26 protein-coding genes are annotated in these 23,577 nt (G+C 53.1%); 16 read left to right on the forward strand and 10 right to left on the reverse strand.

The genetic code is table 11. From position 1 onward, the window contains the following. Positions 1-114: 114 nt before the first annotated feature. Complete coding sequence (locus MOY_RS10695) at positions 115-2,034, forward strand: ATP-binding cassette domain-containing protein (RefSeq protein WP_009099536.1); 1,920 nt, start codon at positions 115-117, stop codon at positions 2,032-2,034. A 64-nt stretch (positions 2,035-2,098) separates the two neighbouring features. On the opposite strand, the gene MOY_RS10700 is transcribed toward MOY_RS10695, so the two are convergent. After that, positions 2,099-2,551: a universal stress protein gene (locus tag MOY_RS10700; protein WP_009099538.1), complete on the reverse strand. Its 453-nt coding sequence runs from the start codon at positions 2,549-2,551 to the stop codon at positions 2,099-2,101. Between the two features lie 146 nt (positions 2,552-2,697). On the opposite strand from MOY_RS10700, the gene MOY_RS10705 reads away from it, so the two are divergent. Continuing rightward, positions 2,698-3,237 carry a hypothetical protein gene (locus tag MOY_RS10705; RefSeq protein WP_009099540.1) on the forward strand — a complete coding sequence of 180 codons (540 nt, stop codon included), beginning with the start codon at positions 2,698-2,700 and terminating at the stop codon, positions 3,235-3,237. A 33-nt stretch (positions 3,238-3,270) separates the two neighbouring features. Here the strand turns inward: MOY_RS10705 and slyA are convergent, their stop codons facing one another. Beyond that, positions 3,271-3,723, reverse strand: coding sequence for a transcriptional regulator SlyA (slyA, locus tag MOY_RS10710; protein WP_009099542.1), 453 nt, complete (start codon positions 3,721-3,723; stop codon positions 3,271-3,273). 75 nt (positions 3,724-3,798) lie between these two features. Beyond that, entirely contained in the window at positions 3,799-4,953 is a 1,155-nt protein-coding gene (locus MOY_RS10715; RefSeq protein WP_009099544.1) for a DUF5924 family protein, read from the reverse strand. 283 nt (positions 4,954-5,236) lie between these two features. On the opposite strand from MOY_RS10715, the gene fadB reads away from it, so the two are divergent. Both fadB and fadA read left to right on the forward strand, forming a co-directional pair. Beyond that, on the forward strand, positions 5,237-7,411 hold the full coding sequence (fadB, locus tag MOY_RS10720) for a fatty acid oxidation complex subunit alpha FadB (RefSeq protein ID WP_009099546.1): 2,175 nt from the start codon (positions 5,237-5,239) through the stop codon (positions 7,409-7,411). Between the two features lie 23 nt (positions 7,412-7,434). Next, positions 7,435-8,613, forward strand: a complete 1,179-nt coding sequence (fadA, locus tag MOY_RS10725) for an acetyl-CoA C-acyltransferase FadA (protein WP_009099547.1) — start codon at positions 7,435-7,437, stop codon at positions 8,611-8,613. Between the two features lie 62 nt (positions 8,614-8,675). On the opposite strand, the gene MOY_RS10730 is transcribed toward fadA, so the two are convergent. Continuing rightward, on the reverse strand, positions 8,676-9,764 hold the full coding sequence (locus MOY_RS10730) for a histone deacetylase family protein (RefSeq protein WP_009099549.1): 1,089 nt from the start codon (positions 9,762-9,764) through the stop codon (positions 8,676-8,678). Between the two features lie 171 nt (positions 9,765-9,935). After that, positions 9,936-10,397, reverse strand: a complete 462-nt coding sequence (locus MOY_RS10735; RefSeq protein WP_009099551.1) for a flavodoxin family protein — start codon at positions 10,395-10,397, stop codon at positions 9,936-9,938. A gap of 72 nt (positions 10,398-10,469) precedes the next feature. Here MOY_RS10735 and MOY_RS10740 point away from each other — a divergent pair, with 72 nt between their 5' ends. The 4 genes from MOY_RS10740 (at position 10,470) to MOY_RS10755 (ending at position 12,395) form a co-directional block, all read left to right on the forward strand. After that, positions 10,470-10,844 (forward strand): thiol-disulfide oxidoreductase DCC family protein, encoded by a 375-nt coding sequence (locus MOY_RS10740; RefSeq protein WP_009099553.1) that lies wholly within the window; start codon positions 10,470-10,472, stop codon positions 10,842-10,844. 58 nt (positions 10,845-10,902) lie between these two features. Then, positions 10,903-11,442, forward strand: a complete 540-nt coding sequence (locus MOY_RS10745) for a hypothetical protein (protein ID WP_235803693.1) — start codon at positions 10,903-10,905, stop codon at positions 11,440-11,442. 62 nt (positions 11,443-11,504) lie between these two features. Next, positions 11,505-11,981 (forward strand): YbhB/YbcL family Raf kinase inhibitor-like protein, encoded by a 477-nt coding sequence (locus MOY_RS10750; RefSeq protein WP_009099558.1) that lies wholly within the window; start codon positions 11,505-11,507, stop codon positions 11,979-11,981. A gap of 72 nt (positions 11,982-12,053) precedes the next feature. After that, positions 12,054-12,395: a zinc ribbon domain-containing protein YjdM gene (locus tag MOY_RS10755; RefSeq protein WP_009099560.1), complete on the forward strand. Its 342-nt coding sequence runs from the start codon at positions 12,054-12,056 to the stop codon at positions 12,393-12,395. A gap of 123 nt (positions 12,396-12,518) precedes the next feature. On the opposite strand, the gene MOY_RS10760 is transcribed toward MOY_RS10755, so the two are convergent. Continuing rightward, positions 12,519-12,722, reverse strand: coding sequence for a putative motility protein (locus tag MOY_RS10760; RefSeq protein ID WP_009099562.1), 204 nt, complete (start codon positions 12,720-12,722; stop codon positions 12,519-12,521). A gap of 276 nt (positions 12,723-12,998) precedes the next feature. On the opposite strand from MOY_RS10760, the gene MOY_RS10765 reads away from it, so the two are divergent. The 7 genes from MOY_RS10765 (at position 12,999) to MOY_RS10795 (ending at position 19,836) form a co-directional block, all read left to right on the forward strand. Further along, positions 12,999-13,463 (forward strand): SUF system Fe-S cluster assembly regulator, encoded by a 465-nt coding sequence (locus MOY_RS10765; protein WP_009099564.1) that lies wholly within the window; start codon positions 12,999-13,001, stop codon positions 13,461-13,463. Positions 13,464-13,540: 77 nt separating this feature from the next. Continuing rightward, complete coding sequence (gene sufB, locus MOY_RS10770; RefSeq protein ID WP_009099565.1) at positions 13,541-14,983, forward strand: Fe-S cluster assembly protein SufB; 1,443 nt, start codon at positions 13,541-13,543, stop codon at positions 14,981-14,983. Between the two features lie 72 nt (positions 14,984-15,055). Next, entirely contained in the window at positions 15,056-15,805 is a 750-nt protein-coding gene (gene sufC, locus MOY_RS10775; RefSeq protein ID WP_009099566.1) for a Fe-S cluster assembly ATPase SufC, read from the forward strand. Further along, the gene (gene sufD / locus MOY_RS10780; protein WP_009099567.1) at positions 15,802-17,142 is read left to right on the forward strand and encodes a Fe-S cluster assembly protein SufD; all 1,341 of its coding nucleotides are present in this window, start codon (positions 15,802-15,804) and stop codon (positions 17,140-17,142) included. Before sufC ends, sufD begins: the two co-directional genes overlap by 4 nt. A gap of 14 nt (positions 17,143-17,156) precedes the next feature. Further along, positions 17,157-18,422: an aminotransferase class V-fold PLP-dependent enzyme gene (locus MOY_RS10785; protein WP_009099568.1), complete on the forward strand. Its 1,266-nt coding sequence runs from the start codon at positions 17,157-17,159 to the stop codon at positions 18,420-18,422. Between the two features lie 22 nt (positions 18,423-18,444). Then, a complete protein-coding gene (gene sufT / locus MOY_RS10790; protein ID WP_009099569.1) occupies positions 18,445-19,014 on the forward strand; it encodes a putative Fe-S cluster assembly protein SufT in 570 nt (189 codons plus the stop codon). Between the two features lie 18 nt (positions 19,015-19,032). After that, positions 19,033-19,836 (forward strand): SanA/YdcF family protein, encoded by an 804-nt coding sequence (locus MOY_RS10795; protein ID WP_009099570.1) that lies wholly within the window; start codon positions 19,033-19,035, stop codon positions 19,834-19,836. Positions 19,837-19,841: 5 nt separating this feature from the next. Here MOY_RS10795 and MOY_RS10800 read toward each other — a convergent pair whose 3' ends face one another. The 4 genes from MOY_RS10800 to MOY_RS10815 all read right to left on the reverse strand — a co-directional run bounded on the left by MOY_RS10800 (position 19,842) and on the right by MOY_RS10815 (position 22,856). Beyond that, positions 19,842-20,288 carry a hypothetical protein gene (locus MOY_RS10800; protein ID WP_009099572.1) on the reverse strand — a complete coding sequence of 149 codons (447 nt, stop codon included), beginning with the start codon at positions 20,286-20,288 and terminating at the stop codon, positions 19,842-19,844. An 88-nt stretch (positions 20,289-20,376) separates the two neighbouring features. Further along, positions 20,377-21,285, reverse strand: a complete 909-nt coding sequence (rimK, locus tag MOY_RS10805; protein ID WP_009099574.1) for a 30S ribosomal protein S6--L-glutamate ligase — start codon at positions 21,283-21,285, stop codon at positions 20,377-20,379. Between the two features lie 40 nt (positions 21,286-21,325). After that, positions 21,326-21,766, reverse strand: a complete 441-nt coding sequence (locus tag MOY_RS10810) for an ATP-dependent zinc protease family protein (RefSeq protein ID WP_009099576.1) — start codon at positions 21,764-21,766, stop codon at positions 21,326-21,328. 43 nt (positions 21,767-21,809) lie between these two features. Further along, positions 21,810-22,856, reverse strand: a complete 1,047-nt coding sequence (locus MOY_RS10815; protein WP_009099577.1) for a DUF3549 family protein — start codon at positions 22,854-22,856, stop codon at positions 21,810-21,812. A gap of 296 nt (positions 22,857-23,152) precedes the next feature. Between MOY_RS10815 and MOY_RS10820 the strand changes: the two genes are divergently transcribed. Beyond that, entirely contained in the window at positions 23,153-23,485 is a 333-nt protein-coding gene (locus MOY_RS10820; protein WP_035540609.1) for a YqcC family protein, read from the forward strand. Positions 23,486-23,577: the final 92 nt, after the last annotated feature.

The raw sequence follows: 23,577 nt of genomic DNA on the forward strand, positions 1-23,577 counted from the left end.
ATTATCGAATATTGACACGACGTTAGCACGATGTGATCTTCGCCTCTACAAGGTTGCCCCTCTTATGCAGTGCATGCGTTACACTGTGCGCCTCACGACGAAGGAGGATACTGCGTGACCTTGTTACGACTCGAACAGCTGCAACTCGCCTATGGCACCCAAGTACTACTTAACCGCGCCGACCTAACGGTTGAAAAAGGCGAGCGGCTAGCGCTGGTCGGGCGCAACGGCACCGGTAAGTCAACGTTGTTGAAATTGGTGGCAGGTGATATTCAAGCCGATGATGGCTCGATTTGGCGCGCTCCGGGTTTGAAAATCGGCGTGCTGGCCCAGGAGCTACCAGAATCCTCCGGTATGACTATTTTTGATATGGTCGCCCAAGGGTTGCCCGAGGCCGGGGAGCTGCTGTCTGAATATCAGCACTTAATCAATGAGCCCGACCCTGATATGAATCGCATGGCCAAGCTGCAAACCCGCATTGAGGCTATTGACGGCTGGTCATTTCATCAGAGTATCGATGTCGTTCTCACCCGCTTAGGGCTGCCGCCTGAAGCTGAAATGAGCGCGCTTTCCGGCGGTTGGCGGCGCCGCGTTGCGTTGGCGCGTGCGCTGGTTTCAGAGCCTGACCTGTTGCTGCTGGATGAGCCTACCAACCACCTGGACCTAGACACCATCGCGTGGCTGGAAGAGCAACTGTTAGCCTTTAACGGCGCGGTATTGCTGATTACCCACGACCGGGCTTTTTTATCTAAATTGGCGACCAATATCCTTGAGCTAGACCGAGGAAAGTTGGGTCGTTACCCGGGTACCTACGCTGGATATCAAGAGCGTAAGCAGCACGAGCTGGAAGTAGAAGCCCGAGAAAACGCGCTGTTTGATAAGAAGCTGGCTCAGGAAGAGGTTTGGATCCGTCAGGGCGTCAAGGCGCGTCGTACCCGTAACGAAGGCCGAGTGCGTGAGCTGGAACAAATGCGATTGGAACGTAGCCAGCGCCGCGAACGCCAAGGTACGGCCAATCTCACGGTGGATAGCGGCGAGCGCACCGGTAAGCGGGTAGTCGAACTGAAAGGTGTCACGCAACGGTTTGGAAACGAGGTTATCCTGCGTGATGTAAACCTTGAAGCAATGCGCGGCGACCGCATTGGCTTCTTAGGCCGCAACGGCGCTGGTAAAACCACGCTGCTGAAAATTTTGCTAGGCGAGCTTGCGCCAACCGAGGGTAGCGTCCAGTTGGGCACCAATTTGCAGGTGGCCTACTTCGATCAGCTGCGTGCTGGCCTGGAGCTGGAAAAAACCGTTTACGATAACGTTGCCCAAGGCAGCGATCGGGTCAGCGTTGGCGGGAAAGATCGCCACGTGATGAGCTACCTTCAGGACTTCCTGTTCACACCGGACCGTGTGCGCCAACCGGTGAAAGCACTTTCCGGCGGTGAATCCAATCGGCTCCTACTGGCCAAGTTGTTTACGCAGCCTGCCAATGTGCTGGTGCTGGATGAGCCGACCAACGACTTGGATATGGAAACATTGGAGCTGCTTGAAGAGCTGCTGCTGGACTTTGACGGCACGCTGCTGTTGGTTTCCCACGACCGGACGTTTATGGATAACGTTGTCACCAGCATGTTGGCCTTCGAGGGTGAGGGTTGTGTGCGGGAGTACGTCGGTGGCTACACGGATTGGATTCGCCAAGGGGGCAAGTTGCCACCTGCACCCTGGGATGGCGCAGCGCGCCAGAATACCGAACCGACCAGCAAAGCGGTGGAAAAAACGCCTGAGCCGCCGATTGTCGAGCCTGCTAAGAAAGCCGTTAAACTCTCCTACAAACTGCAGCGGGAACTAGATACGTTGCCTGGTGAAATAGAGCGGCTGGAAAGTGAGGTTGAGGCATTAGAGCAAGAAATAGGCAATCCTGATTTTTACCAGCAGGACGCCAGTAGCGTGACCGCCAAGCTGCAACAGCTGGAAGGCGTGCAGCAAGCGCTGGAAGTGGCTATGGAGCGCTGGATGGAGCTAGAGGCCATGGCTAACGGCGAATAGTGTCGAACAACAAACAAGGCGCCCATAATGGGCGCCTTGTAACTGACTTTTGAGCGCTAACAGTTTATTCGTCGCTCTTTTCGCCTTTTTTACCCACACGCACCGCAAGTACATCGCACTGAGCACCGTGCAGAACGCCAGTGGATGTGGAGCCAAGTAGCAGGGCAAACCCATGCCGACCGTGTGAACCTACCACGATTAAATCAACATCGTGCTCTTCGGCAAAGCGGTGGATTTCAGTGTCTGGCATGCCGACCACGACATGTTGATTGGCTTGAGAAATATGCGGCGATGCAATTTCAGCAAGGCGTTTTTTAGCGTGCTCGTCTAACTGGTCTTGAATGCTGGTAAGGTCCATGGGGATATCGCCGCCGTAAGCGAAGCCCAGGGGCTCAAGCGTATGCATGATGGAAATTTTAGCGTCTTGGTTACGCTCGGCGATAGCCACAGCACGCTCTAAAATCTTGTGCGAGTCTTTGGTTAAATCAACGGCTACTAGAATGTGGCGATAGCTCATGGCTGTTCTCCTTTAGCGATAAGTAACAAAGAAGAAACTTTGTTAGATGCTCTTTACTTTAGGCTTCAAAGGCTCTCTTAACAACGACCTGTATCATGGTTTTTTCAGATAGCTAACGCATTTTGTCCGAAAAGGGTGGGGTTAGAATGGAATGGTTAATCATCGTTTTGATATTGATGTTCGTGATCGCGCCGGTAATGTGGCTTAAGCCAAGCCCTAAGCAGAAGCGCCAGATGGCCCTGCGTGATAGCGCCAGAAAACAAGGGGTGACCATTAAAATGGATAAGCCCCCGTTGCATCATTTTCGCGGCACCATGCCTGCATACCGCTGGTACTATCCGCAGGATGCGCCTGGGCCGACATTTGTTTTGCTAAGGGAGGGAAGTGCCAGCGAAGCACTTGAGCTTTATCACGCTGGGTGGCGGTGGCGCATCGCGCCGTTACGAACGCTACCCGATAACGCCACCGAACCCTTCAAGGCACTGTTGGAGCGCTTGCCCCAAGATGCGCTAGTTATCGAATCTACTCCGCGCTCGCTTACCCTATGGTGGTGGGAGTCTCAAAACGCCGAGCGATTTAGCACCTACTTAGATGACTTTAACCAGCTGAAAAATGCACTCGGCGGGCTATCTGACAAACCCGTTAGTAAGCCATTAGGCACTCAACACCCAGAGCGCCGCTTTTAGTACGTAGCGGCTAGTCGCGGCGCTATTCATCGTTTATTCGCTGGGGGGGCCTTGGTCCCGTGCTTGTATGGCAAGCCCGTTAGACTCAATTAGCCCAAGCCACCCATCTAGTTTTTCCAGCTCATTTTCACCCAGCCCTGCCAGCATCTCTTTGCGTGCTTCTTGAACGACGCTGTCTATTTGCTCAAGCAGCGGCATGGCCGCCGGGGTCAGGTAGATGCGTTTACTGCGGCGATCATTATCGCAGGCGCGGCGCTCTACCAAGCCTTGCTCTTCCAACTGGCCAAGGGTGCGCACTAATGAAGGGGCTTCAACCCCAATCGCACGGGCAAGATCGCACTGAGGGTTGCCTTCCCCAAGTTTCCAAAGATGGTAAAGCGTGACCCAGCGGGTTTGTGTTAGCCCCAGTGGGGCTAGCCTGCGGTCGATGATAGAGCGCCACAAGTGCGGCAAGCGGGCGAGACGAAAACCAATGGATGACGGCATAGCAATTGGCTACCAGTAAGTGTAAGTAGAGGAATTGTCATTAGCTGAACCGCTGAATGCAAGGTGTTCTGTTATTCAGTTCCCGCTTGACGACTCGACGTCGCTACTTCTTCCAGGAATAAAACGGCGTAAATTGAGGCCGCTTAAACCGCTGGGGTTAATATGGCCGTCGGCAATAGAGGCCTCACCCGGGGCATCTGATACGTTAAAGCGAAGTAAGCCTAACCGCTGCCCGCCATCGGTCATGATGTCGATGCGCCAGTTACCCGAGGGGTCTGCGGGGAAATTGAGTTTATGGCTCCAGGCCCGGTAGCCCTGTTCACGCCCCCCATTAATTGAAAGCTCCACCAGATCGATAAGCGTTCCGTTGTGGTGCCACGCATGGTAGATCGTTTCGCTTAAGCCCCGGGGCGCCCGTATGGCGGTATAAACATATAGGCCGTTGGCTTGTAATGCCTGTGGTGTAAGCGCAATAGAGCCTTGCGGCTGGCGCTGTTGAACGTTGAAGGCCGGTGACAGCGCGCTACTGGTCATCCATAGGCTTGCAGGCGGCACCCAAATACGACCAAACCATGCGGCATACGCTAGCACCATCGTTAGCCCAAAAAATAGGCACCAGTGCTTTAGCGAACGCTTGTTCAGTAAATGCCAAAAGCTAGGCAGTGCCACGAGTACGGTTATTACAAGCGCCAATAGCAGGCTTTGGCGGGTCGTGAGGTGAAACATGATCGGCAAAATCACTAGGACGACCAAAAAGACGCACTGGGCATGAAAAATAAAGTAGAGGCTACGCCAGCGACCCGCTAGCTTGTAGTAGAGCGGATCAATGATCGATAACGCCGCCATGCCAACTACCAGTGCGGCAAATAACGTTTGACCGCTATTCCACACGGTAGTGATTAAAATGAACGGTAGGGTAAAGAAGAGCGTTTCTTGGTGAATCATTTGGGCGATAAACGTAGTGACGCCCTGGGGCAACGTGGGGTGCCCGCGCTTTGCAAGCCAACGGCTAATTAAGCCTTCTGAAAGTAGCAGCAGCCAAGCGAAGAGAAGCCCTAGCGCCAATACCACCCCCAGCCACTGCTGGCGGTCAACAAGGAAAAAACTGCCCAGGCCTGCCGCAAAAGCCATTGGCGGCCACAGCCAGCTCCATGGTTTAAAGCGCTCGACCAAGCGCTCAACGCGATTTTGTAGAGAGGTTATACGCGAAGGGGTAAGCAGGGCGCTCATAGCAGGGTGACTCACAGTAAAACAGCATGATGGTGTTAGGTTTAGAGCGAACATCGCATGGTGTCAGGTTATCTAGCGTTAAGGCGAGGCTTTTCTACTGAACGTCGCACGCCACGCTGAGTCATAGCCGCTAGCCATGTTAATAGCCGCTAAGCATGTTAGCCGAAAGTCAGGGCTTGACGTTCTTGAGTAACTCAACCAAGCTTATGCAATCAAACGACCGTATGAAATGCGAGGCAGGCCCGAAACAAGGCGCCGGCCCGAACTTGTGGAGAGAGCGCGGATGATCTATCAAGGCAATGCCATCACGGTGGAGCGTCGTGATACCCAAGGTGGCAATGACATCGCAAAACTCACTTTCGATTTGAAAGGTGAGTCCGTCAATAAACTTTCTAGCGGTGTAGTCGCCGAGCTGGGGGAAGCCGTTAAAGCGCTTCAAGGCGAAAGCGGTTTACAGGGCTTAGTCATCAGTAGTGGCAAAGAGGCGTTCATCGTCGGTGCCGATATTACTGAGTTCCATAGCCTATTTGATAAAGGCGAAGAGTACCTGGTTGAGATGAACCTCAAGGTACACGATATCTTCAACGCCATTGAAGACCTGCCTTTCCCCACCGTCACGGCGATCAATGGGTTAGCGTTAGGTGGCGGTTGTGAAGTGCTGCTGACCACCGACTTCCGGGTAATGAGTGAAAAAGCCAAAATTGGCTTGCCTGAGACCAAACTTGGCATCTTGCCTGGCTGGGGTGGCTGTGTTCGCTTACCTCGCCTGATTGGTGCTGATAACGCTATCGAATGGATTGCGGGTGGTACGGAAAACCGTGCTAACGCTGCGCTTAAGGTTGGCGCAGTGGATGCGGTTGTGGCCCACGAGCTTCTCGAAGAAGCCGCGCTAGACATACTTGACCGTGCCAATGCCGGTGAGCTTGATTACCAAGCGCGCCGTGATGAAAAGAAAGCGCCGCTCAACCTCAACGCAATTGAGCAAATGATGGCGTTTGAAACCGCCAAAGGGTTTGTAGCCGGTAAGGCTGGCCCCCACTACCCAGCGCCGGTAGAGTCAATCAAAGTTATCCAAAAAGGCGCAGGTGAAACCCGTGCCCGTGCTCAAGCTATTGAGGCAAAAGCCTTTGCCAAGCTAGCGCTGAGCAGCGTTGCCTTTAACTTGGTGGGTCTGTTCCTTAACGACCAAGTGGTTAAGAAGAAAGGCAGCAAATACGAGAAACAGTCGCAGCCGGTTAAGCAAACGGCAGTGCTTGGTGCGGGTATTATGGGCGGTGGTATTGCCTACCAAAGCGCCAGTAAAGGCACACCCATTGTAATGAAAGACATCAATGAGGAAGCGATTGAGCTGGGCCTGAAAGAAGCGCGTAAACTGTTCTCCAAGCAGGTTGAGCGTAAAAAGATGACGGTCGAGCAGATGGCCGAGAAGCTGACCAATATTCGTCCTACGCTCTCTTACGGTGATTTCGACAGCGTCGACCTAGTGGTTGAAGCCGTGGTTGAAAACCCCAACGTCAAAGACGCTGTACTGACCGAAGTGGAAGGCCTAGTCAGCGAAAATACCATTCTGACGTCTAACACCTCGACGATTTCCATCAATCGTCTGGCGAAAAACCTTAAGCGTCCTGAAAACTTCTGCGGCATGCACTTCTTCAACCCGGTACACCGTATGCCGCTAGTTGAAGTTATCCGCGGCGAGAAGACCTCAGACGCTGCTGTGGCGGCAACGGTTGCTTATGCGCGTGCCATGGGCAAAACCCCCATCGTAGTTAACGACTGCCCTGGCTTCCTGGTTAACCGCGTACTGTTCCCTTACTTCGGTGGTTTCAGCTTCCTGGTGGAGCAAGGGGCTGACTTCCAGCGTGTTGATAAGGTAATGGAGAAGTTCGGTTGGCCCATGGGCCCCGCTTATCTGCTGGACGTCGTAGGTTTAGATACTGCTGTTCACGCTAACGAAGTGATGGCTGAGGGCTTCCCCGATCGTATGGCACGGGATGGCAAAACTGCTATTCAGGTGATGTACGACAACAAGCGCCTGGGCCAGAAAAACGATAAAGGCTTCTACGCCTACGAGGAAGACAAGAAAGGCAAGCCGAAGAAAGTCACCGACGAGCAGGCCTACGCGCTGGTCAAAGACGTCGTCAAAGAGCAGAAAGAGTTTACTGATGAAGACATCATTGCTCGCATGATGGTACCGCTTTGCCTGGAAACCGTTCGCTGCTTGGAAGATGGCATTGTTGAGACGCCTGCTGAAGCTGATATGGCGTTGATCTACGGTATTGGTTTCCCTCCCTTCCGCGGCGGCGCGCTACGCTACATCGATGCGATGGGCGTTGCTGAGTTTGTGAAGCTGGCTGAAAACCTTGCGGATGAGTTAGGCCCGCTGTATGCGCCGACTGAGAAGTTGCGCCAGATGGCTCAAAATAATGAGCAATTTTACGCTGGCAACCAGGCCTAACCACCACGCATAGGAGATAGATGATGAGTTTGAACCCAAGAGATATCGTGGTGGTTGACGGTGTACGTACCGCCATGGCGAAAGCTAAAAACGGCGCGTTCCGTAATGTACGCGCTGAGAACCTGTCCGCTGCGGTGATGCAGGCACTGTTTGCTCGCAACGCCAACCTAGACCCGTCCGAAGTGGATGATGTGATTTGGGGCTGCGTTAACCAGACCCTTGAGCAGTCCATGAACATCGCTCGTAATGCCGCGATTATGACCGGCATTCCGCGTTCGGTGCCTGCGCAGACCGTAAACCGTTTGTGCGGCTCCTCAATGACCGCGCTGCACATCGCCGCTGCCAATATTAAAGCAGGCATGGGCGACTTTTACGTGATTGGTGGGGTAGAGCACATGGAGCACGTGCCCATGGCTCACGGCGTTGATGTTAACCCTGCCGCCAGTAAGCACGCTGCAAAAGCCGCGATGATGATGGGCCTGACCGCTGAGCTGCTGGGTAAGATGCACGGCATTTCGCGTGAAGATCAGGATAAGTTTGGCGTGCGTTCTCACCAGCGTGCCCAGGCAGCGATGGAGAAGGGTTACTTCGATAACGAAATTATTGGCGTCGAAGGTCATGACCAACGCGGCTTTAAAGTACTGGTTAAAAACGACGAAGTTATTCGTCCTGAGGCGAGCCTGGAGTCTATGGCAAATCTCAAACCAGTATTTGACCCGCGCAATGGTACCGTTACCGCTGGCACGTCATCGGCGCTGTCGGTAGGGGCGTCAGCCATGGCCGTAATGAGCTACGAGCGTGCCCAAGCCCTGGGGCTTGAGCCGATTGCGAAAGTGCTCTCAACGGGTGTGGCTGGTTGTGATGCTTCCATCATGGGTTACGGCCCAGTGCCTGCGTCTAAGAAAGCGCTGAAAGCGGCAGGGTTATCGGCTGCGGATATTCAAACCGTTGAGCTTAACGAAGCGTTTGCGGCTCAAGGCTTACCGGTCCTGAAAGACCTGGGCTTCCTTGATGCCATGGACGAAAAAGTTAACCTGCATGGTGGTGCCATTGCTCTGGGCCACCCGCTGGGCTGTTCTGGCTCGCGCATTTGCACCACGCTGCTTAATGTTATGCAGCAGCGCGACACTACTCTTGGCCTTGCCACTATGTGTATCGGTATGGGGCAAGGGGTAGCGACCGTGTTTGAACGTTTGAAATAAACACGGCGTTTTCCAACAAAAACGGCACCTAAGTAAGGGTGCCGTTTTTTATTGCCGCTCGGTTATTTCGTTTGAAACGCATTACGATGAAAGTCAGCGGCCGCTTGGACTTCCGCAATACCGCAGGTATCGGGGACAGGCACGGTATTACCCGCTAAGACGGCAAGTACTGCTCGGGTGCCGTTGGCCAGCGATTCCAGGTTATAGCCACCCTCCAGTACAAACACCAAGCGGCCCTCACAGTGCTGGTCGGCTAACTGTTGTAGGGCCCCCGTTAGGGCGCCAAACCCCTCGTAGGAAACATTCAGTGCTAAATCGTGCCAGTGCGGGTCAAAGCCCGCTGAGACTAAAATAATATCGGGTTTAAACCACGCAGCCGCTGGCGCCAGAATATCGCGAAACGCTTTGAGGTAAGCTTCATCCCCGGCCCCGGCGGGTAGCGGCACATTGATGGTCGTGCCTTCCCCTAGACCAGCACCGACCTCTTCCAGGTGGCCTGAGCCTGGATAGAAGGGGGCAGCGCGGTGTATATCGAAAAACATCACGTCAGGGTCGGCCCAAAAGATATCCTGTGTACCGTTACCGTGATGGGCATCCCAATCAATAATCAGCACTCTCTCACAGCCTAAAGCGCTGCGTGCATGGGCCGCAGCAACAGCAACGTTATTAAATAAGCAAAACCCCCGGGCACGTACGGGCTCGGCATGATGGCCGGGCGGGCGAATGAGGGCGAACGCACTCTGGGTGCGTTTCTCCATAACGGCTTCTACGGCGGCAATCGCGGTTCCTGCGGCGACCTCGGCGGCATCAACACTGCCGGGTGACACCGCCGTGGTATCCACATCCAGCCAAGCATTTTTGCCCCTTAAGCTAAAAATGTCGCTTAAATAGGAGGTAGTGTGGACACGGGCTAATTGTTCAGCAGTGGCGGCTTTTCCGCCTTCGATTTTCAGGCCCTTAATGGGTGCTTTCTCAAGTAGCAGTTGTATGGCCTTTAAGCGGCCAGGGTGCTCGGGATATTTCCATGGAATAGGCAGTCCTGCCAGGAGGTGACGAATGCGCTTATCAATCCGCTCCGGTAAAAAATCTGCGTCAATGTTAGGCTCGTGAGCCAGTACGCGATCGTCATAAAAAGCGATGACTTTATGCATAATAGCTACCTGAAATACATGCGTTGGATATTAGCAATGGCGTTGGACGTATCGTCAGTTGCTGCTGCAACGAGCGCGCAATGCTTTTTTACAGTAAGGCAGGCTTATCAGCGTTATACAATGTGGTTATCGACACTAAACGTTAAATTTAGACGTATGTTTCCATTTTGCTCAGATAATGCCAGCTTCGAGGCTAGCAGCCATCGACATTCCTAGCTCTTCACACTGGTCAAGAAAAGCTGCTTGAAAGTCACCCTTACAGATAAGAGGGTCTTGCACTAATCGCCAGCGCATTCCCGTGGTAATACCCTCAATCGCGCGGCGGGTTCCCGTGCCATCATGACCGGCTCGCACATAAAAGGCGAACGGTAGCCCTTCGTTTTTCTCCAAGCATGGGTAGTAGCATCGATCGAACACATCCTTCATCAAGCCTGCCATATACCCCAGGTTTTCGGTTGTCCCCAGTATGATGGCGTGGGCTGAGTTAATATGCTCTGGCTGTGTTTCAAGCGGACTAAGAGAGACCACTTCCACATTTTCTATTCTGGAATCAGACGCGCCACTGATAACAGCTTGATGCATTTTTTGGGTGTTATCTGAAGGCGCATGGGCAATGATTAATAGACGTTTCATGGTCAAACCTGCTGAGTTGCGTCGCGTGGCGGAAGTGCCACACTATTAGGCACAGCCTTAACGAGAGCCTATATGCCTAATCATGCGTTTATCAACGTCTACTACGATGGTATTTGCCCCGGCTGCCGTAAAGACCGCGCCCGATTTGAGCGCTGGGCAGGCAAGCGTGCCAAGGATATCAAGTGGTGCGATGTGACTGAGCATCAGCAGGCGTTACGTGAAAAAGGGGTGGCGCCAGAGGCGGCGCTGCGTTCGTTGCATGTTGAAAAAGCCGATGGGTGTATCATCGAAGGAATAGAGGCCTATCAACTGCTGATGGCGCGCATTCCCCTTTTTCGCCCCATTGCCTGGCTCATAGGTTTGCCTGGGATTAAAGCGGGGCTGCGCTGGTATTATGATCGGTGGGTGCAGCGGCGCTTAAAGCGGGAAGGGCGCTGGTCTGAATAAGTGTAGAGACTTAACAGGGAATTGAACGATGAAGCAACAGGCTAAATGGATGAGGCTTATGGGGGCATGCATGTTGGTGGCTGGGTTAGCGGGGTGTGCAGGGCAGTCCGCCACCTCCGGGCAACAGCCTTCTGAGCCGTTAGCCGAACCCGTGTCGCCGGAATCACCACACTCTGCGCTGGGTCAGCCAAGCCATTCAGGCACGGCGTCAGCCACAGATTGGGTACCGCCTCTGTTTATAAGCCCCGAAGAAGAAGCGGCTTACTATGTTAGCCGATTGGCAGACAGGCGTTTTGTATCCAGTTACGGAGATCGTGATAACCCCCGCACGTGGTACATCGCCGCTGAGCGGCTAGGGGAAATTGGCAAGCCAGCCGTTCCCTTGTTGTTTGCACGACTCAATACACAGGATGAGTATGAGCTAATGCTGGCGCTTTATGCACTTCAGTTAGCGACTCAAGACACGCTGTTGATGGCCAGGACTCGGGGTGACTATGTCCAATTGACAACCACCTTAGACCCTGCTGGAAATGCCCAAAATACTCAGATTGCCCGGCAGTGGTGGCAGCGGCACGCCGCCCAACTGGATTCCCCCTAGTACCTTGGCTACATTCAATAGCGCTAACGACGGTCACGACATTGGCAATAAAGGAGAGCAACATGGCATTTGCACTATCCTCAATGCAGGTCACTAGCAGTTCGTTTGGGAATCATCAGGCGATTCCCGCTCAATATACTGGCGCCGGAGACGATATCTCACCAGCGCTGGCTTGGCAGGGCGCGCCAGAAGGTACCAAAGGATTTGCGGTGATCTGCCATGACCCAGATGCACCATTAGTTAAAGAGGGTAGCTACGGCTTTGTTCATTGGGTGTTGTATAACTTGCCGGGTGACTTGGTTGAGCTAACTGAGAAAACGGCGGTGGGCACAGCGGGTACCAACGATTTTGGTAATCAGGGTTATGGCGGCCCCATGCCACCCGAAGGCCATGGCCCGCACCTGTACTACTTCTGGGTGCTGGCATTGGATCACCAAACCAACTTGCCAGAAGGGTTAACGTTGGCTGAACTGCTTAAAGAAGTTGAGCCGAACCTGCTAGGCATGAATCGTTTGGTCGGTACTTTTCATAGGGAGTGATTGAAGCTCTTGGCTGGAGCATTTTGCTTAAGCCGTGTAGGCTCCATCGCTTTCTTCGCGCTGGAGCCTTACATGAGTGATTTACCTAACTGTCCTGCCTGTGCCTCAGAGTTTACCTACGACGATGGCCTGCAGTACGTTTGCCCAGAGTGTGGCAACGAGTGGTCGAAAGTGGCAGAAGAGGGTGCAGAAGACATAGATGCTGGTGTTCGCGATGCCAACGGTAACTTACTTGCCGATGGTGACAGTGTGACGGTGATTAAAGATCTAAAGGTGAAGGGTAGTTCGCTGGTCGTTAAAGTGGGTACTAAGGTGAAAAGCATCAGGTTAGTCGATGGAGATCACGATATTGACTGTAAAGTTGATGGCATAGGCCCAATGAAACTGAAGTCAGAATTTGTTAAAAAAGCTTAATACTAAATATTTGATTGGCACGTTGAGAGCCTGAAAATATAGTGTGTAAGTACATAAAAATAGCCCCTTAACGCAAGGGGCTATTTTGTGTTTATCTACCAGATTCAACTGCCAAAAAACTGCTTAAGCAGTGGTATTAATGAGCGTGCCCACGCTGCCACTTGTTGCTAACTGCGGCTCCAACGAAATAGTGTCCATTAGCGCTGTGATATGCGCTGCCTGACCATCAAGCGCATCTTTAAAAACGCTGAGCTGAGCCTGCTGTGCGACCTGTACCTGCTGCAACGCCATTGATGCGCTTACCATATTGTTAACCGCCGAATCCATAATGCCTCCTCTTCATCTCTCAATGCCCAACGCAATTACGACATTTATCATACATGACGCTATCAGGCGTTGTGCATCGGTGTAAACCGAAGACGTCAGTAATAGCTTTTTTAAATGATAATGATTGTTGTTTTTGATGCGATTAGGGTCGAACGTGCTGATATTTTGCACAAATTGATAACGATTTTGCTCTAGGGCTTCACATCAAATTTATACAGGACTAAAATGGTACTCAATTAACGGCTAAGCCAAATATGACGGCGAACGGGAGTTCACATGCTTAAGCTTTCTCGGCTGACAGATTATGCAGCGGTGGTAATGGCGCAAATTGCCCGCTATCCCCATGGCTCGCATACAGCGGCTGGTTTGGCAGAGGCGGTGCAGCTTCCTCACCCAACGGTTAGCAAAACGCTCAAAATGCTGGTGAAAGCCGGTTTGTTGGAGTCCCAGCGAGGTGCCCAAGGCGGTTACCGGTTAGCACGCCCGGCATCGCACATCACGGCAGCTGAAATCATTTCAGCTATTGAAGGGCCGGTGGCGATGACCGAGTGCAGCCAAGCAGAAGGCGAGTGCGAGCTAGCGGCTACCTGCGGGGTGGCAGACAACTGGCAGCGTGTATCGCTCGCTATTCGAACGCTGCTTGAGAGCGTAACACTGGCGCACTTGGCGGACACTACGCCCATAAAATTACCCGTTCAGCTACCTATTCAAACTATCAATCTTTCAGCTGCTTCTGCTTAGTAAGCGCAGCAAGCATACTTTATTACTCATTGACGGTGAGCTAGCCTCGCCACCCAACTGCCCCGGAGGGTATCACCATGGCAAGCGAAGAAATGGAACAGTTGGTTCGTCGCGAATACAAAGATGGTTTTGTAACAGATATTGAAAGCGACACCCTGCCACCTGGCCTGGATGAAAACACCATCGCCTTTATTTCGAATAAGAAAGGTGAACCGGAGTGGATGCTGGAGTGGCGCCTAGACGCGTATCGTCAGTGGTTAAAGATGGAGTCGCCTTCCTGGGCACACCTGGATTACCCACCCATCGACTACCAGTCAATTTCCTATTTCAGTGCGCCCAAACGCCCTGAAGACCGTCCCCAAAGTTTGGACGAGGTTGATCCCAAGCTGCTTGAAACCTATGAGAAGCTGGGTATCCCGCTCCATGAGCGTGCGGCGCTGGCGGGGGTTGCCGTTGATGCGGTTTTTGACTCGGTTTCAGTAACCACTACGTTCAAAAAAGAGCTGGCTGAAGCGGGCGTTATTTTCTGTTCTATTTCAGAAGCGATCCGTGATTACCCTGAGCTGATTAAGCAGTACCTGGGTACGGTTGTGCCGGTGGCTGATAACTACTTCGCTGCGTTGAACTCTGCGGTATTCACCGATGGCTCATTTGTATTCGTGCCTGAAGGCGTGAAATGCCCAATGGAGCTATCGACCTACTTCCGTATCAATGCTGCCAACACCGGTCAATTTGAGCGCACGCTGATTATTTGCGAAAGCCGCGCGCAGGTCTCTTACCTGGAAGGCTGTACTGCGCCGATGCGCGATGAAAACCAACTCCACGCCGCAGTGGTAGAGCTCGTGGCGCTGGATGATGCTTACATCAAGTATTCCACGGTTCAGAACTGGTACCCCGGTGATGAAAACGGTAAAGGCGGTATCTATAATTTCGTGACCAAGCGTGGCGACTGCCGCGGCGATCGCTCACGTATTAGCTGGACTCAAGTAGAAACCGGTTCGGCGATTACGTGGAAATACCCCTCCTGCGTACTGCGCGGTAAAGACAGCATTGGTGAGTTTTACTCCGTCGCGGTGACGAATGGTCGCCAGCAGGCGGATACGGGCACCAAAATGATTCATATTGGTGAAGGCACCCGTTCTTACATTGTTTCCAAAGGTATTTCAGCGGGCAGAAGCAATCAGTCCTACCGTGGCTTGGTTAAAATTGGTCCTCGTGCCAAGGGTGCTCGAAATTTCACCCAGTGTGATTCGCTGCTGATCGGCGACAAATGCGGCGCACACACCTTCCCCTACCAAGAAATTGCCAACAGCACCGCGACCATCGAGCACGAAGCGACCACTTCAAAAATCGGTGAAGACCAGCTTTTCTACTGCCAGAGTCGCGGTATCTCTGAGGAAGATGCGGTCAGCATGATTGTTAATGGTTTCTGTAAAGATGTATTCCAAGAGTTGCCGATGGAATTCGCGGTTGAAGCTGAAGCTTTACTCAGTGTGACGCTGGAAGGCGCAGTGGGATAACCGATTCCGTTCAATGCAAATTATTTAAGCGCGTCGCGACAGCGACCCGAAAGAATTTATAAGGCGATTACTATGTTGCAAGTTAATGATTTACACGTCACCGTCGATGGTAAAGAAATCCTCAAAGGCCTCACGCTCACCATCAATGCAGGTGAAGTACACGCCATTATGGGCCCTAACGGCGCCGGTAAATCCACGCTGTCGGCGGTGATTGCCGGTAAAGACGGCTACGAAGTGACCCAGGGCACCATTACCTTTGACGGTAAAGACGTGCTGGAAATGGAAATTGAAGAGCGCGCCCAGGCGGGGTTGTTACTTGGCTTTCAGTACCCGGTGGAAATCCCAGGGGTGAAAAATATCTACCTACTGAAGTCTGCCCTCAATGCTCAGCGCGTGGCCCGCGGCGAAGGCGAAATGCCTGCCCCCGAATTTATGAAGCTGGTAAAAGAGAAGCTTGGCTACATGAAAATGGATGCCAGCTTTCTACAGCGTGCCGTGAATGAAGGCTTCTCTGGCGGCGAGAAAAAGCGTAACGAAATTCTGCAAATGCTGGTGCTTCAGCCAAAGCTTGCCATGCTGGACGAGATTGACTCAGGCCTTGATATCGATGCCATGAAAGTTGTCGCAGACGGCGTAAACAGCCTGCGCGGCGCAGAGCGAGCCATTCTTTTGGTGACCCACTACCAGCGCCTGCTTGATTACATCGTGCCTGACAAAGTGCATGTCCTGGTCGATGGGCGCATTGTTAAAACCGGTGACGCTGAGCTTGCCAAGCAGCTGGAATCTAACGGTTACGAAGGTATTGAGGAGTCTGTGGCATGAGCGATACGCAAACGTTTTTGGACACGCTTAAAGTGCGTAGCCAACAGCGCGGCGCGGAGCCCACTTGGATCGCTGCGCGCCGTCAAGCCGGTGCCGCGCGCTTTGAAGCCCTGGGTTTTCCTACCCGTCGCGATGAAGAGTGGAAATATACCGACGTTCGCACTATCGCCCAGGGTAACTTTGCCTTAGCAGATAACGCAGAGTTCTCCCAGGCGACTGCCGCCACGCTAACACTCCCGCTAGATGCCTATCGGCTGACCTTTGTGGATGGCGTATTTTCGTCGGCACTATCGGATTTGGAAGCACTGCCGAGTAGCGTTCAGGTAATGCCACTTTCCAAAGCGCTGAGCGAGAACCACGAAGCTGTTGGTGGGCCGCTGGGCCGTTTGACTGGGGTTGATTTCTCCGCGTTCGCAGCGCTTAACACGGCGTTTACGGAAGAGGGTGCCGTGGTTCGTATTGCCCCGGGCACCGTGGTAGAAAAACCTATCTTGCTCCAGTTTCTATCTCGCGCTGGCTCGCCCGTTATGTGCCACCCGCGCATTTTGGTAGAAGCGGCAGGACGCAGCGAAGCAACGATCATTGAGCACTACGCCGGTGAAGCCGATGCGGCTAATTTCACCAACGTAGTAGCCGAGCTTATGCTTGATCGCGGCGCGATTCTGAACCACTACAAGCTGCAGGAAGCACCCCTGGGTGATATGCACGTGGCAAGTATCCATGTTGAGCAAAACCGCGATACTCGCTACAGCTCATACAATCTGAACCTGGGTGGTGCATTAGTTCGCAATGACCTTATCAGTGATCTGAACGGTCAGGGTGCGGAAACCAATTTTTATGGCCTGTTTTTCGGCCAGGGCCGCCAGCATGTGGATAATCACACCAAGGTGAACCACAATGCGCCACTAACGTTCTCCAATGAGAACTATAAAGGCATTCTCGATGACCGTGCTCACGGCGTCTTTAATGGCAAAGTTTACGTGAAGCGCGATAGCCAGAAGATTGAAGGTTTCCAGAGCAATCAGAACCTGCTGCTTTCTGACCGTGCACGGATCGACGCCAAGCCCGAGCTTGAAATCTACGCTGACGACGTGAAGTGCTCCCACGGCACTACCACAGGTCAGCTAGACGAAGAGGCGATCTATGCGCTGCGTACCCGTGGTATTGATGAGGCAACTGCCAGAGGCCTGTTGACCTTAGCGTTTGCCGGGGAAGTGCTTGAGCAAGTAGCGCTTGACGTGATTGCCGAGCGGGTTGAACTGGCTGTGGCGGGTAAATTGCCAGAGCGCTTTAACTTAGCAGGCTTGGTGGAAGCGGCCGTTTCGCTCAACGATTAATTAAGGAGCTATCGATGCCCTATTCCGTGATTGAGAAACCGTTAGCTCGTACAAGCGCCCCCTTTGATGTAGCCGCGTTGCGTGAAGACTTTCCAATATTGAGCCGGGAAGTGCATGGCAAGCCGCTGATTTATTTCGATAACGCAGCGACTAGCCAAACGCCTCGACAAGTTATTGAGGTGTTTAACGACTACTATTCGCGTTACAACGCTAATATTCACCGTGGCCTGCACACCCTTGCGGATGAAGCCACGGCGGCGTTTGAGGGTACTCGCCACCGGGTGAAGGCTTTTCTCAATGCGGAAGATGCGCGTCAAATTATCTTCACTCGGGGCACCACCGAAGCGATCAATCTAGTGGCGCAAAGCTGGGGGCGCACTGCGTTGGCCGCAGGTGACGAGGTGCTGATTTCGCTGCTAGAGCATCACTCCAACATCGTACCCTGGCAACTTCTAGCGGCTGAGCGGGGTTTCACTATTAAAGTGATTCCTGTTGATGCCCAGGGTGCTTTGGATATGGCGGCTTACCGCGCGCTGCTTAGCGAGCGCACCAAGCTGGTGGCGGTGAATCACGTCTCCAATGCGCTGGGTACGATTAACCCGGTGAAAGAGATGGCAGCGCTTGCCCATCAGCACGGTGCGCTGATCTTGGTCGACGGCGCCCAGGCAACGCCCCACCAGCAGGTAGACGTGCAAGATATCGATGCTGATTTCTACGCGTTCTCGGGTCATAAGGTGTACGGCCCCACCGGTGTTGGCGTGCTCTATGGCAAAAAAGCACTCTTAGACGCTATGCCACCCTGGCAGGGCGGCGGAGAGATGATTAAAACGGTCTCCTTCGATGTCGGTACAACGTTCGCTGAGATCCCTCATAAGTTTGAAGCAGGCACGCCCGCCATCGCCGAAGTGATTGCCTTAGGCCGTGCGCTTGAGTGGATGGAAAGCGTGGGCGTTGCGGCGATTAGTGCCTGGGAGGGCGTATTGTTAGATCATGCCACCCAAGCAGTTGGCCAGGTGGAGGGGCTGCGTATTTTAGGCACTGCCCCGCATAAAGCAGGGGTGCTCTCCTTTGTGGTCGAGGGTGCCCATTCTCAGGATATAGGTCTGCTAATTGATCAGTTAGGCGTGGCTATTCGCACTGGTCACCACTGCGCCCAACCGCTTTTGCATCATTTTGGCGTGGAAGCCACGTGTCGTGCGTCGTTTGCTGCGTATAATACCCTCGAAGAGGTGGATATATTTGTCGCAGCGCTTAATCGTGTCATTGGCATGGTACGTTAAGGGCGGTTACTAAAGGACATTTATGGATATCGAGCAAGTTGCCAGTCTCGAACGAGGCCAGAAATTGCCGCTCCAGCGTGATGTTGAGGCCATAGCTATTCCGTTTGGTAAAACGGATACCTTGGCTGAAGACAGTATAGTGAGCGTCATGCAAGCCAAGGGCAGTACGGTGAGCGTGGGCTTTGAAGGTAGGCTCTACCTGATTGAGGGGCGCAACTTAGATGCGTTGGGACTAGAGCCGTTACCACGGCCCACGCTGCCTGAAAGTGCTAGTGACGACGAAATTGAGGCATTTGTATGGGAACAGCTTCGCACCTGTTTCGACCCTGAGATACCGGTTAATATTGTTGACCTGGGGCTCGTGTATGGCTGCCGCCTTGAGCGATTAATCAGCGGTGAGCGTATGGTCACCATCCGAATGACGCTGACCGCCCCAGGCTGTGGTATGGGGGATGTGATAGCCGCTGATGCACGCAATAAAATTTTAGGCGCACCGCAAATCAATAAGGTGCACACTGAGATTGTTTTCAGTCCTCCCTGGAGCCGTGACATGATGAGCGATGAGGCCAAGCTTGAGCTCGGCATGTTCTAACCCCGGCTGGGGAGCGGGATGTACAGCACCTTATTAGTATTTATCAAGCGTTTGTTTATGTCGCTGGCTGCTTTGTTGCTGCTGGCGACATTGCTATTTATAGCTGGCAATCTCTGGGTTGTTGCCAGCACCGCCCGTTACATCGATAGTCACCTCGAAGAGTGCCGACCCAATAATCTCGCGATTGTATTTGGCACCTCGCACTGGACGCGAAGCGGCTTAAGAAATCCGCATTTCTATGCCCGTATGCGCACCTCAGCGCGCTTAATCGAAGAGCAGCGGGTGAGTCATCTACTGCTCTCGGGGGATAACCGCACGCAGGCGTATAATGAGCCTCGCGCTATGTGGCGCGAGCTTTACCGGCGTGGCGTGCCTGCTTCTCAGATGACAATGGATTTTGCTGGCTTTAGTACCTATGACACTTTAGTGCGCTCTCGAGATGTGTTCCAGCTTAACGAAGCGCTGCTGGTGACCCAGAGTTGGCACTTGCCACGCGCAATTTTTATTGCCCGCGCGCTGGGTATGGAGGTCACAGGGTGCGTCGCTGAAGAGGAGCGGGTGGCGGGGGAGTGGCGTTTAATCCTGCGCGAATGGGTGGCGAGGGTGGCCACCCTTGGGGATCTTTATATCTGGGGCAGAGAGCCTTACTTTCTTGGCCCGCCAGAGCCTATCGAGCTGTATCTTGCAGATGATAAGACAGGGGCAGATACAGACGAGGATAGCCGGTCAGAACATGCTCAGCCAAACAATAGCAGCGAACGTTCAGAGGCCGCGGCTGACCTTATTCGTCGTTATTACCCGCCTACCATCGGTGGTCGTTAGCGTTATTAACGACGCGTCTTACGTTTCTGCAAGCTATACAGCTCGCGTATCAATTTGCGGCAGCCCTGCATGCACTCTTCCACAATCGGCTCGATGGGATCGGGCAGTGGGTGGGTAAATAGCGTTGAAAGGGCTTGCATAAGGACACGCTCTTGTTCCAACAGCTCATTGATTAAAACTTGGCTATCGTTACCAACGAAGCTTTTAAGACGGCTCCAGAGCCATAAAAAGTCATCGCGCTCCACGTCGGCATCCCTGGGCAGCATTTTCAGATGCGCACGGGCGAGTTCCTGGAGCGTCCGCATCTGCTTTAACCGCTCAGTATAGTGCGGTTTCAGCGCGTCACGTAGCGACGGGCGCAGGCGTTCGATATTGTCCTGGAAATAATCAATACTATCGGCCAGCGCTTCCAGCACGCTATCCATCGCCACTTGGCGATTGTCGAGAAACATGAGCGTCTACCTCCTTCGGTGACGCAGATTGTGGGGGTGGGCGCTCTGATTTGCCACCCCCAAAGGCGATTATTTTTTCGTTTTGTCCTTAACCTTTAGGCTTGGGCGGTGCTTTACGCACAGGAGTGGCATTTTTTTCAATGTGCTCAATGATCATACCCGCAATATCCTTGCCGGTAGCGCTCTCAATACCTTGTAGGCCGGGGGATGAGTTGACTTCCATAATCACTGGGCCGTGATTAGAGCGCAATAAATCAACCCCCGCGACACGCAGTCCCATGGCTTTAGCCGCACGAATAGCGGTTGAGCGCTCTTCGGGGGTAATACGAATCACGCTAGCGGTGCCGCCTCGATGGAGGTTAGAACGGAATTCACCATCCGCTGCTTGGCGCTTCATCGAAGCGACAACCTTATCGCCAATCACGAAACAGCGAATGTCAGCGCCGCGCGCTTCTTTAATGTATTCCTGCACCATGATGTTGGCTTTCATGCCCATAAAGGCTTGAACCACCGATTCAGCCGCCTGATTGGTCTCCGCCAGTACTACGCCAATTCCCTGCGTACCTTCTAGCAGTTTAATCACCAGCGGTGCGCCTTTTACCATGGTGATCAAATCAGGGATATCGTCGGGGGAGTGGGCAAAGCCAGTAATCGGTAGACCTAAGCCTTTACGGGAAAGTAGCTGCAGCGAGCGCAGCTTATCCCGTGAGCGGGTAATCGAGACGTTATCATTAAGAACGTAGGTGCCCATCATTTCAAACTGACGCAGGAGGGCACAGCCGTAAAACGTGACCGATGCGCCTATGCGGGGAATAACGGCATCAAAATGCTCGATCTCTTCACCTTTATAGTGAATCGATGGGTGATGCGAAGTAATGCTCATGTAGCAACGCAGTGTGTCCACTACGCGAGCGGTATGACCACGCTGCTCTGCCGCTTCGACCAGGCGGCGGGTAGAGTACAAATTGCGATTGCGTGATAGCAAAGCGATATGCATGAAGGGGGCTCCAAGCCTAGCAAAAGGCGAATATAAAAAGTTACGGTTCACCGTGTAAAAATGCGGCACCGGGTGCAACGAGCAGGCGGCGCATGGCGCGGCGACCTAGCAGCATCGCGTGGCGCATATTGCTACGGTCAGTCAGTGTCAGTTCAACAGGGAAATTTAAATCGCCCATCTGCATTGGGGTGCGAATAACATAGCGCCATTCGCTGTGGCCATTAGAGCTGGTTATCCGGCGCCGGTCGTGCAAGTGAAGGCGATAGCGGTGAGCCGGCGTTTCCGGGCCTCCACTGTGGGTAATAAAGCTCACCCATAGTTGGCCTTCAGCATCTTCGTGGGTTTCAATCTCTTCGGCATGGAGCGCAGACGTTCGCGCGCCGGTGTCGGCTTTGCAGCAGAGGTGAAGCCCTAGCTCAGGTAACGTCACCATCTCGCGACGGCCGATGACTGCCTTGGCCTGATAGGGTAATTCCTTCACGGCTCACTCCTTGCGGGTAATCCATTAAAACGTCGCCCGCGGGTTAAGTGCGGGGCAACATGTTGGCTAATCGCTGTTGTATAGCTGATCCCGGTGACGCATCGCGCAGCGCCATCATCACCGGTAAGCGTAGACGAGGTATTAAGGCGATGTCTCTTACCACAGCAGCAAAGTCGGTGCGTTCATCCTCCGCTAAGCGCTGTAGAAAAAGCGGTAAACGCTGACCATCTTCAAGATATTGCCAGCCGCGGCCTGCAATGGCGGCTAATACATCCGGCCCACCGGCTGCTTTGTCTTCTAATAAGCTGCTGTACCACTCGCCAGCGTGTGTTTCATTGGCACTACCCACTGCGCGTATACAGGCGCTTAGCGTCTCTATATCGCCTTCTTGTGCGGCTATTTCACCGCGGCTAACAAGCGCCGATACTAACGCTTCAGAGAACGTCTGATGTTCTAAACAGTAACATAACGAATGAACAACGCCGGTGGGCAGGGTGGTCAGCCGAAGCGCCAGTGCGTCAGCCTCGGTGGTTTCCATGCGCACCACATAGTCGGCAACACCCTGCAGTCCTAATGCTTGCCAGTCAATAGCCTGCTGATTGCTGAAGTAAGCTTCAACCGGTTCCAGGTGCTGGCTGGCGGGTAACCCTAAGGCAAACGTTGCACGAGCGTTTAGCATCGCCTGAAAGGTTATGTCAGGCGTAAAAGCGAGAGGATTATCCTTCATTAAATGATCCACGTCTGCCGTTTGTTTACGCTCAAACGCCTTAGTGCCAACAGTCGCTACATTACGGCCTAAGGTTTCCAACAGACGGTTGATGAACCCATCTCGCTGCGCTGGCGAGAGCATGCCTTGCTCATCCAACGGTAGAGCTAAAAACCAAATAGCAGGCTCTGGCATATCGCCTAAACGAAAAACGATACCCAAACGCGCCTGGTGCTGCCAAGGCTCTGGCCAAGCCTGGTCACCGCTTTCGAAAGCGCGAAGCGTTTCCCGGGGGCAGGGAGTGACCCGCCGTCCCATGTGGAATAGCGAAACGTCAGCACCGCTGCGGGTAAAAAAATCATCAAGGGATTGAATTGGTTGCATAACATCCTTCCACATTGCAAGCGTGCACTCTACCTTGCTGTTCTAGCAGTGTCAGCCGTCAGGACAGAAAAATCGCCGCGATTTGCCGCAAGTGGTTAAAGTTTGAGCAACTTTGCTAAAGCCCCATGGGAGTAGCGGCTGCGACACCTTTCCATAGTTTATCCACAGCCTCTTGCAGGTTTTCTGTGAGTCTGTGAATAAACTCTTTTTACCGGTAAGCGAGTGGCAAGTTACTCACAGAGTTGGGATAATAGTGAGCAGAGTGTTCAATGTTCACGATGATTCCTAAGGTATTTATGAGCGTCCATCAACAGCTTCAAACCGCGCTTCTCGAGCTTGAAGCCTCGATGAAGGCCGCCAACTTATGGCGTATGCCTACTCCTGCAGCAGATGCATTTGCTAGCCAGGAACCCTTTTGTATCGACACGATGTCGTTGCCCCAGTGGGTTCGTTTTGTGTTCATTGCCCGGCTCAACGCACTGATTGAAGCCAAGGCCGCCATGCCGGCTAAATGTGAGATAGCGCCGGCGATGGCCGCGTATTTAATCCAAGAGAAGGTGCGTGCCAGTGACCAGATATTGGTAGTACGTGCGGTTGAAAAGGTTGACCGCTTAGTCACTGAAAATTAACTTGACCTTTGATTATTGAACCCAATGAAAAAAACCCAGTTCACGCTAGCGCGAGCTGGGCTTTTTTTACAGCAGTTAGGTGTCAACGATGT

Origin of the sequence: Halomonas sp. GFAJ-1 (genome assembly GCF_000236625.2) — a bacterium.
Classification (GTDB): Bacteria; Pseudomonadota; Gammaproteobacteria; order Pseudomonadales; family Halomonadaceae; genus Vreelandella.

Excerpts from the sequence above, each read along its gene's own strand:
- MOY_RS10700 (WP_009099538.1), bottom strand. The coding sequence starts at position 2,551 with ATGAGCTATCGCCACATTCTAGTAGCCGTTGATTTAACCAAAGACTCG.
- MOY_RS10705 (WP_009099540.1), top strand. The coding sequence starts at position 2,698 with ATGGAATGGTTAATCATCGTTTTGATATTGATGTTCGTGATCGCGCCG.
- slyA (WP_009099542.1), bottom strand. The coding sequence starts at position 3,723 with ATGCCGTCATCCATTGGTTTTCGTCTCGCCCGCTTGCCGCACTTGTGG.
- MOY_RS10715 (WP_009099544.1), bottom strand. The coding sequence starts at position 4,953 with ATGAGCGCCCTGCTTACCCCTTCGCGTATAACCTCTCTACAAAATCGC.
- fadB (WP_009099546.1), top strand. The coding sequence starts at position 5,237 with ATGATCTATCAAGGCAATGCCATCACGGTGGAGCGTCGTGATACCCAA.
- fadA (WP_009099547.1), top strand. The coding sequence starts at position 7,435 with ATGAGTTTGAACCCAAGAGATATCGTGGTGGTTGACGGTGTACGTACC.
- MOY_RS10730 (WP_009099549.1), bottom strand. The coding sequence starts at position 9,764 with ATGCATAAAGTCATCGCTTTTTATGACGATCGCGTACTGGCTCACGAG.
- MOY_RS10735 (WP_009099551.1), bottom strand. The coding sequence starts at position 10,397 with ATGAAACGTCTATTAATCATTGCCCATGCGCCTTCAGATAACACCCAA.
- MOY_RS10740 (WP_009099553.1), top strand. The coding sequence starts at position 10,470 with ATGCCTAATCATGCGTTTATCAACGTCTACTACGATGGTATTTGCCCC.
- MOY_RS10745 (WP_235803693.1), top strand. The coding sequence starts at position 10,903 with ATGGGGGCATGCATGTTGGTGGCTGGGTTAGCGGGGTGTGCAGGGCAG.
- MOY_RS10750 (WP_009099558.1), top strand. The coding sequence starts at position 11,505 with ATGGCATTTGCACTATCCTCAATGCAGGTCACTAGCAGTTCGTTTGGG.
- MOY_RS10755 (WP_009099560.1), top strand. The coding sequence starts at position 12,054 with ATGAGTGATTTACCTAACTGTCCTGCCTGTGCCTCAGAGTTTACCTAC.
- MOY_RS10760 (WP_009099562.1), bottom strand. The coding sequence starts at position 12,722 with ATGGATTCGGCGGTTAACAATATGGTAAGCGCATCAATGGCGTTGCAG.
- MOY_RS10765 (WP_009099564.1), top strand. The coding sequence starts at position 12,999 with ATGCTTAAGCTTTCTCGGCTGACAGATTATGCAGCGGTGGTAATGGCG.
- sufB (WP_009099565.1), top strand. The coding sequence starts at position 13,541 with ATGGCAAGCGAAGAAATGGAACAGTTGGTTCGTCGCGAATACAAAGAT.
- sufC (WP_009099566.1), top strand. The coding sequence starts at position 15,056 with ATGTTGCAAGTTAATGATTTACACGTCACCGTCGATGGTAAAGAAATC.
- sufD (WP_009099567.1), top strand. The coding sequence starts at position 15,802 with ATGAGCGATACGCAAACGTTTTTGGACACGCTTAAAGTGCGTAGCCAA.
- MOY_RS10785 (WP_009099568.1), top strand. The coding sequence starts at position 17,157 with ATGCCCTATTCCGTGATTGAGAAACCGTTAGCTCGTACAAGCGCCCCC.
- sufT (WP_009099569.1), top strand. The coding sequence starts at position 18,445 with ATGGATATCGAGCAAGTTGCCAGTCTCGAACGAGGCCAGAAATTGCCG.
- MOY_RS10795 (WP_009099570.1), top strand. The coding sequence starts at position 19,033 with ATGTACAGCACCTTATTAGTATTTATCAAGCGTTTGTTTATGTCGCTG.
- MOY_RS10800 (WP_009099572.1), bottom strand. The coding sequence starts at position 20,288 with ATGTTTCTCGACAATCGCCAAGTGGCGATGGATAGCGTGCTGGAAGCG.
- rimK (WP_009099574.1), bottom strand. The coding sequence starts at position 21,285 with ATGCATATCGCTTTGCTATCACGCAATCGCAATTTGTACTCTACCCGC.
- MOY_RS10815 (WP_009099577.1), bottom strand. The coding sequence starts at position 22,856 with ATGCAACCAATTCAATCCCTTGATGATTTTTTTACCCGCAGCGGTGCT.
- MOY_RS10820 (WP_035540609.1), top strand. The coding sequence starts at position 23,153 with ATGAGCGTCCATCAACAGCTTCAAACCGCGCTTCTCGAGCTTGAAGCC.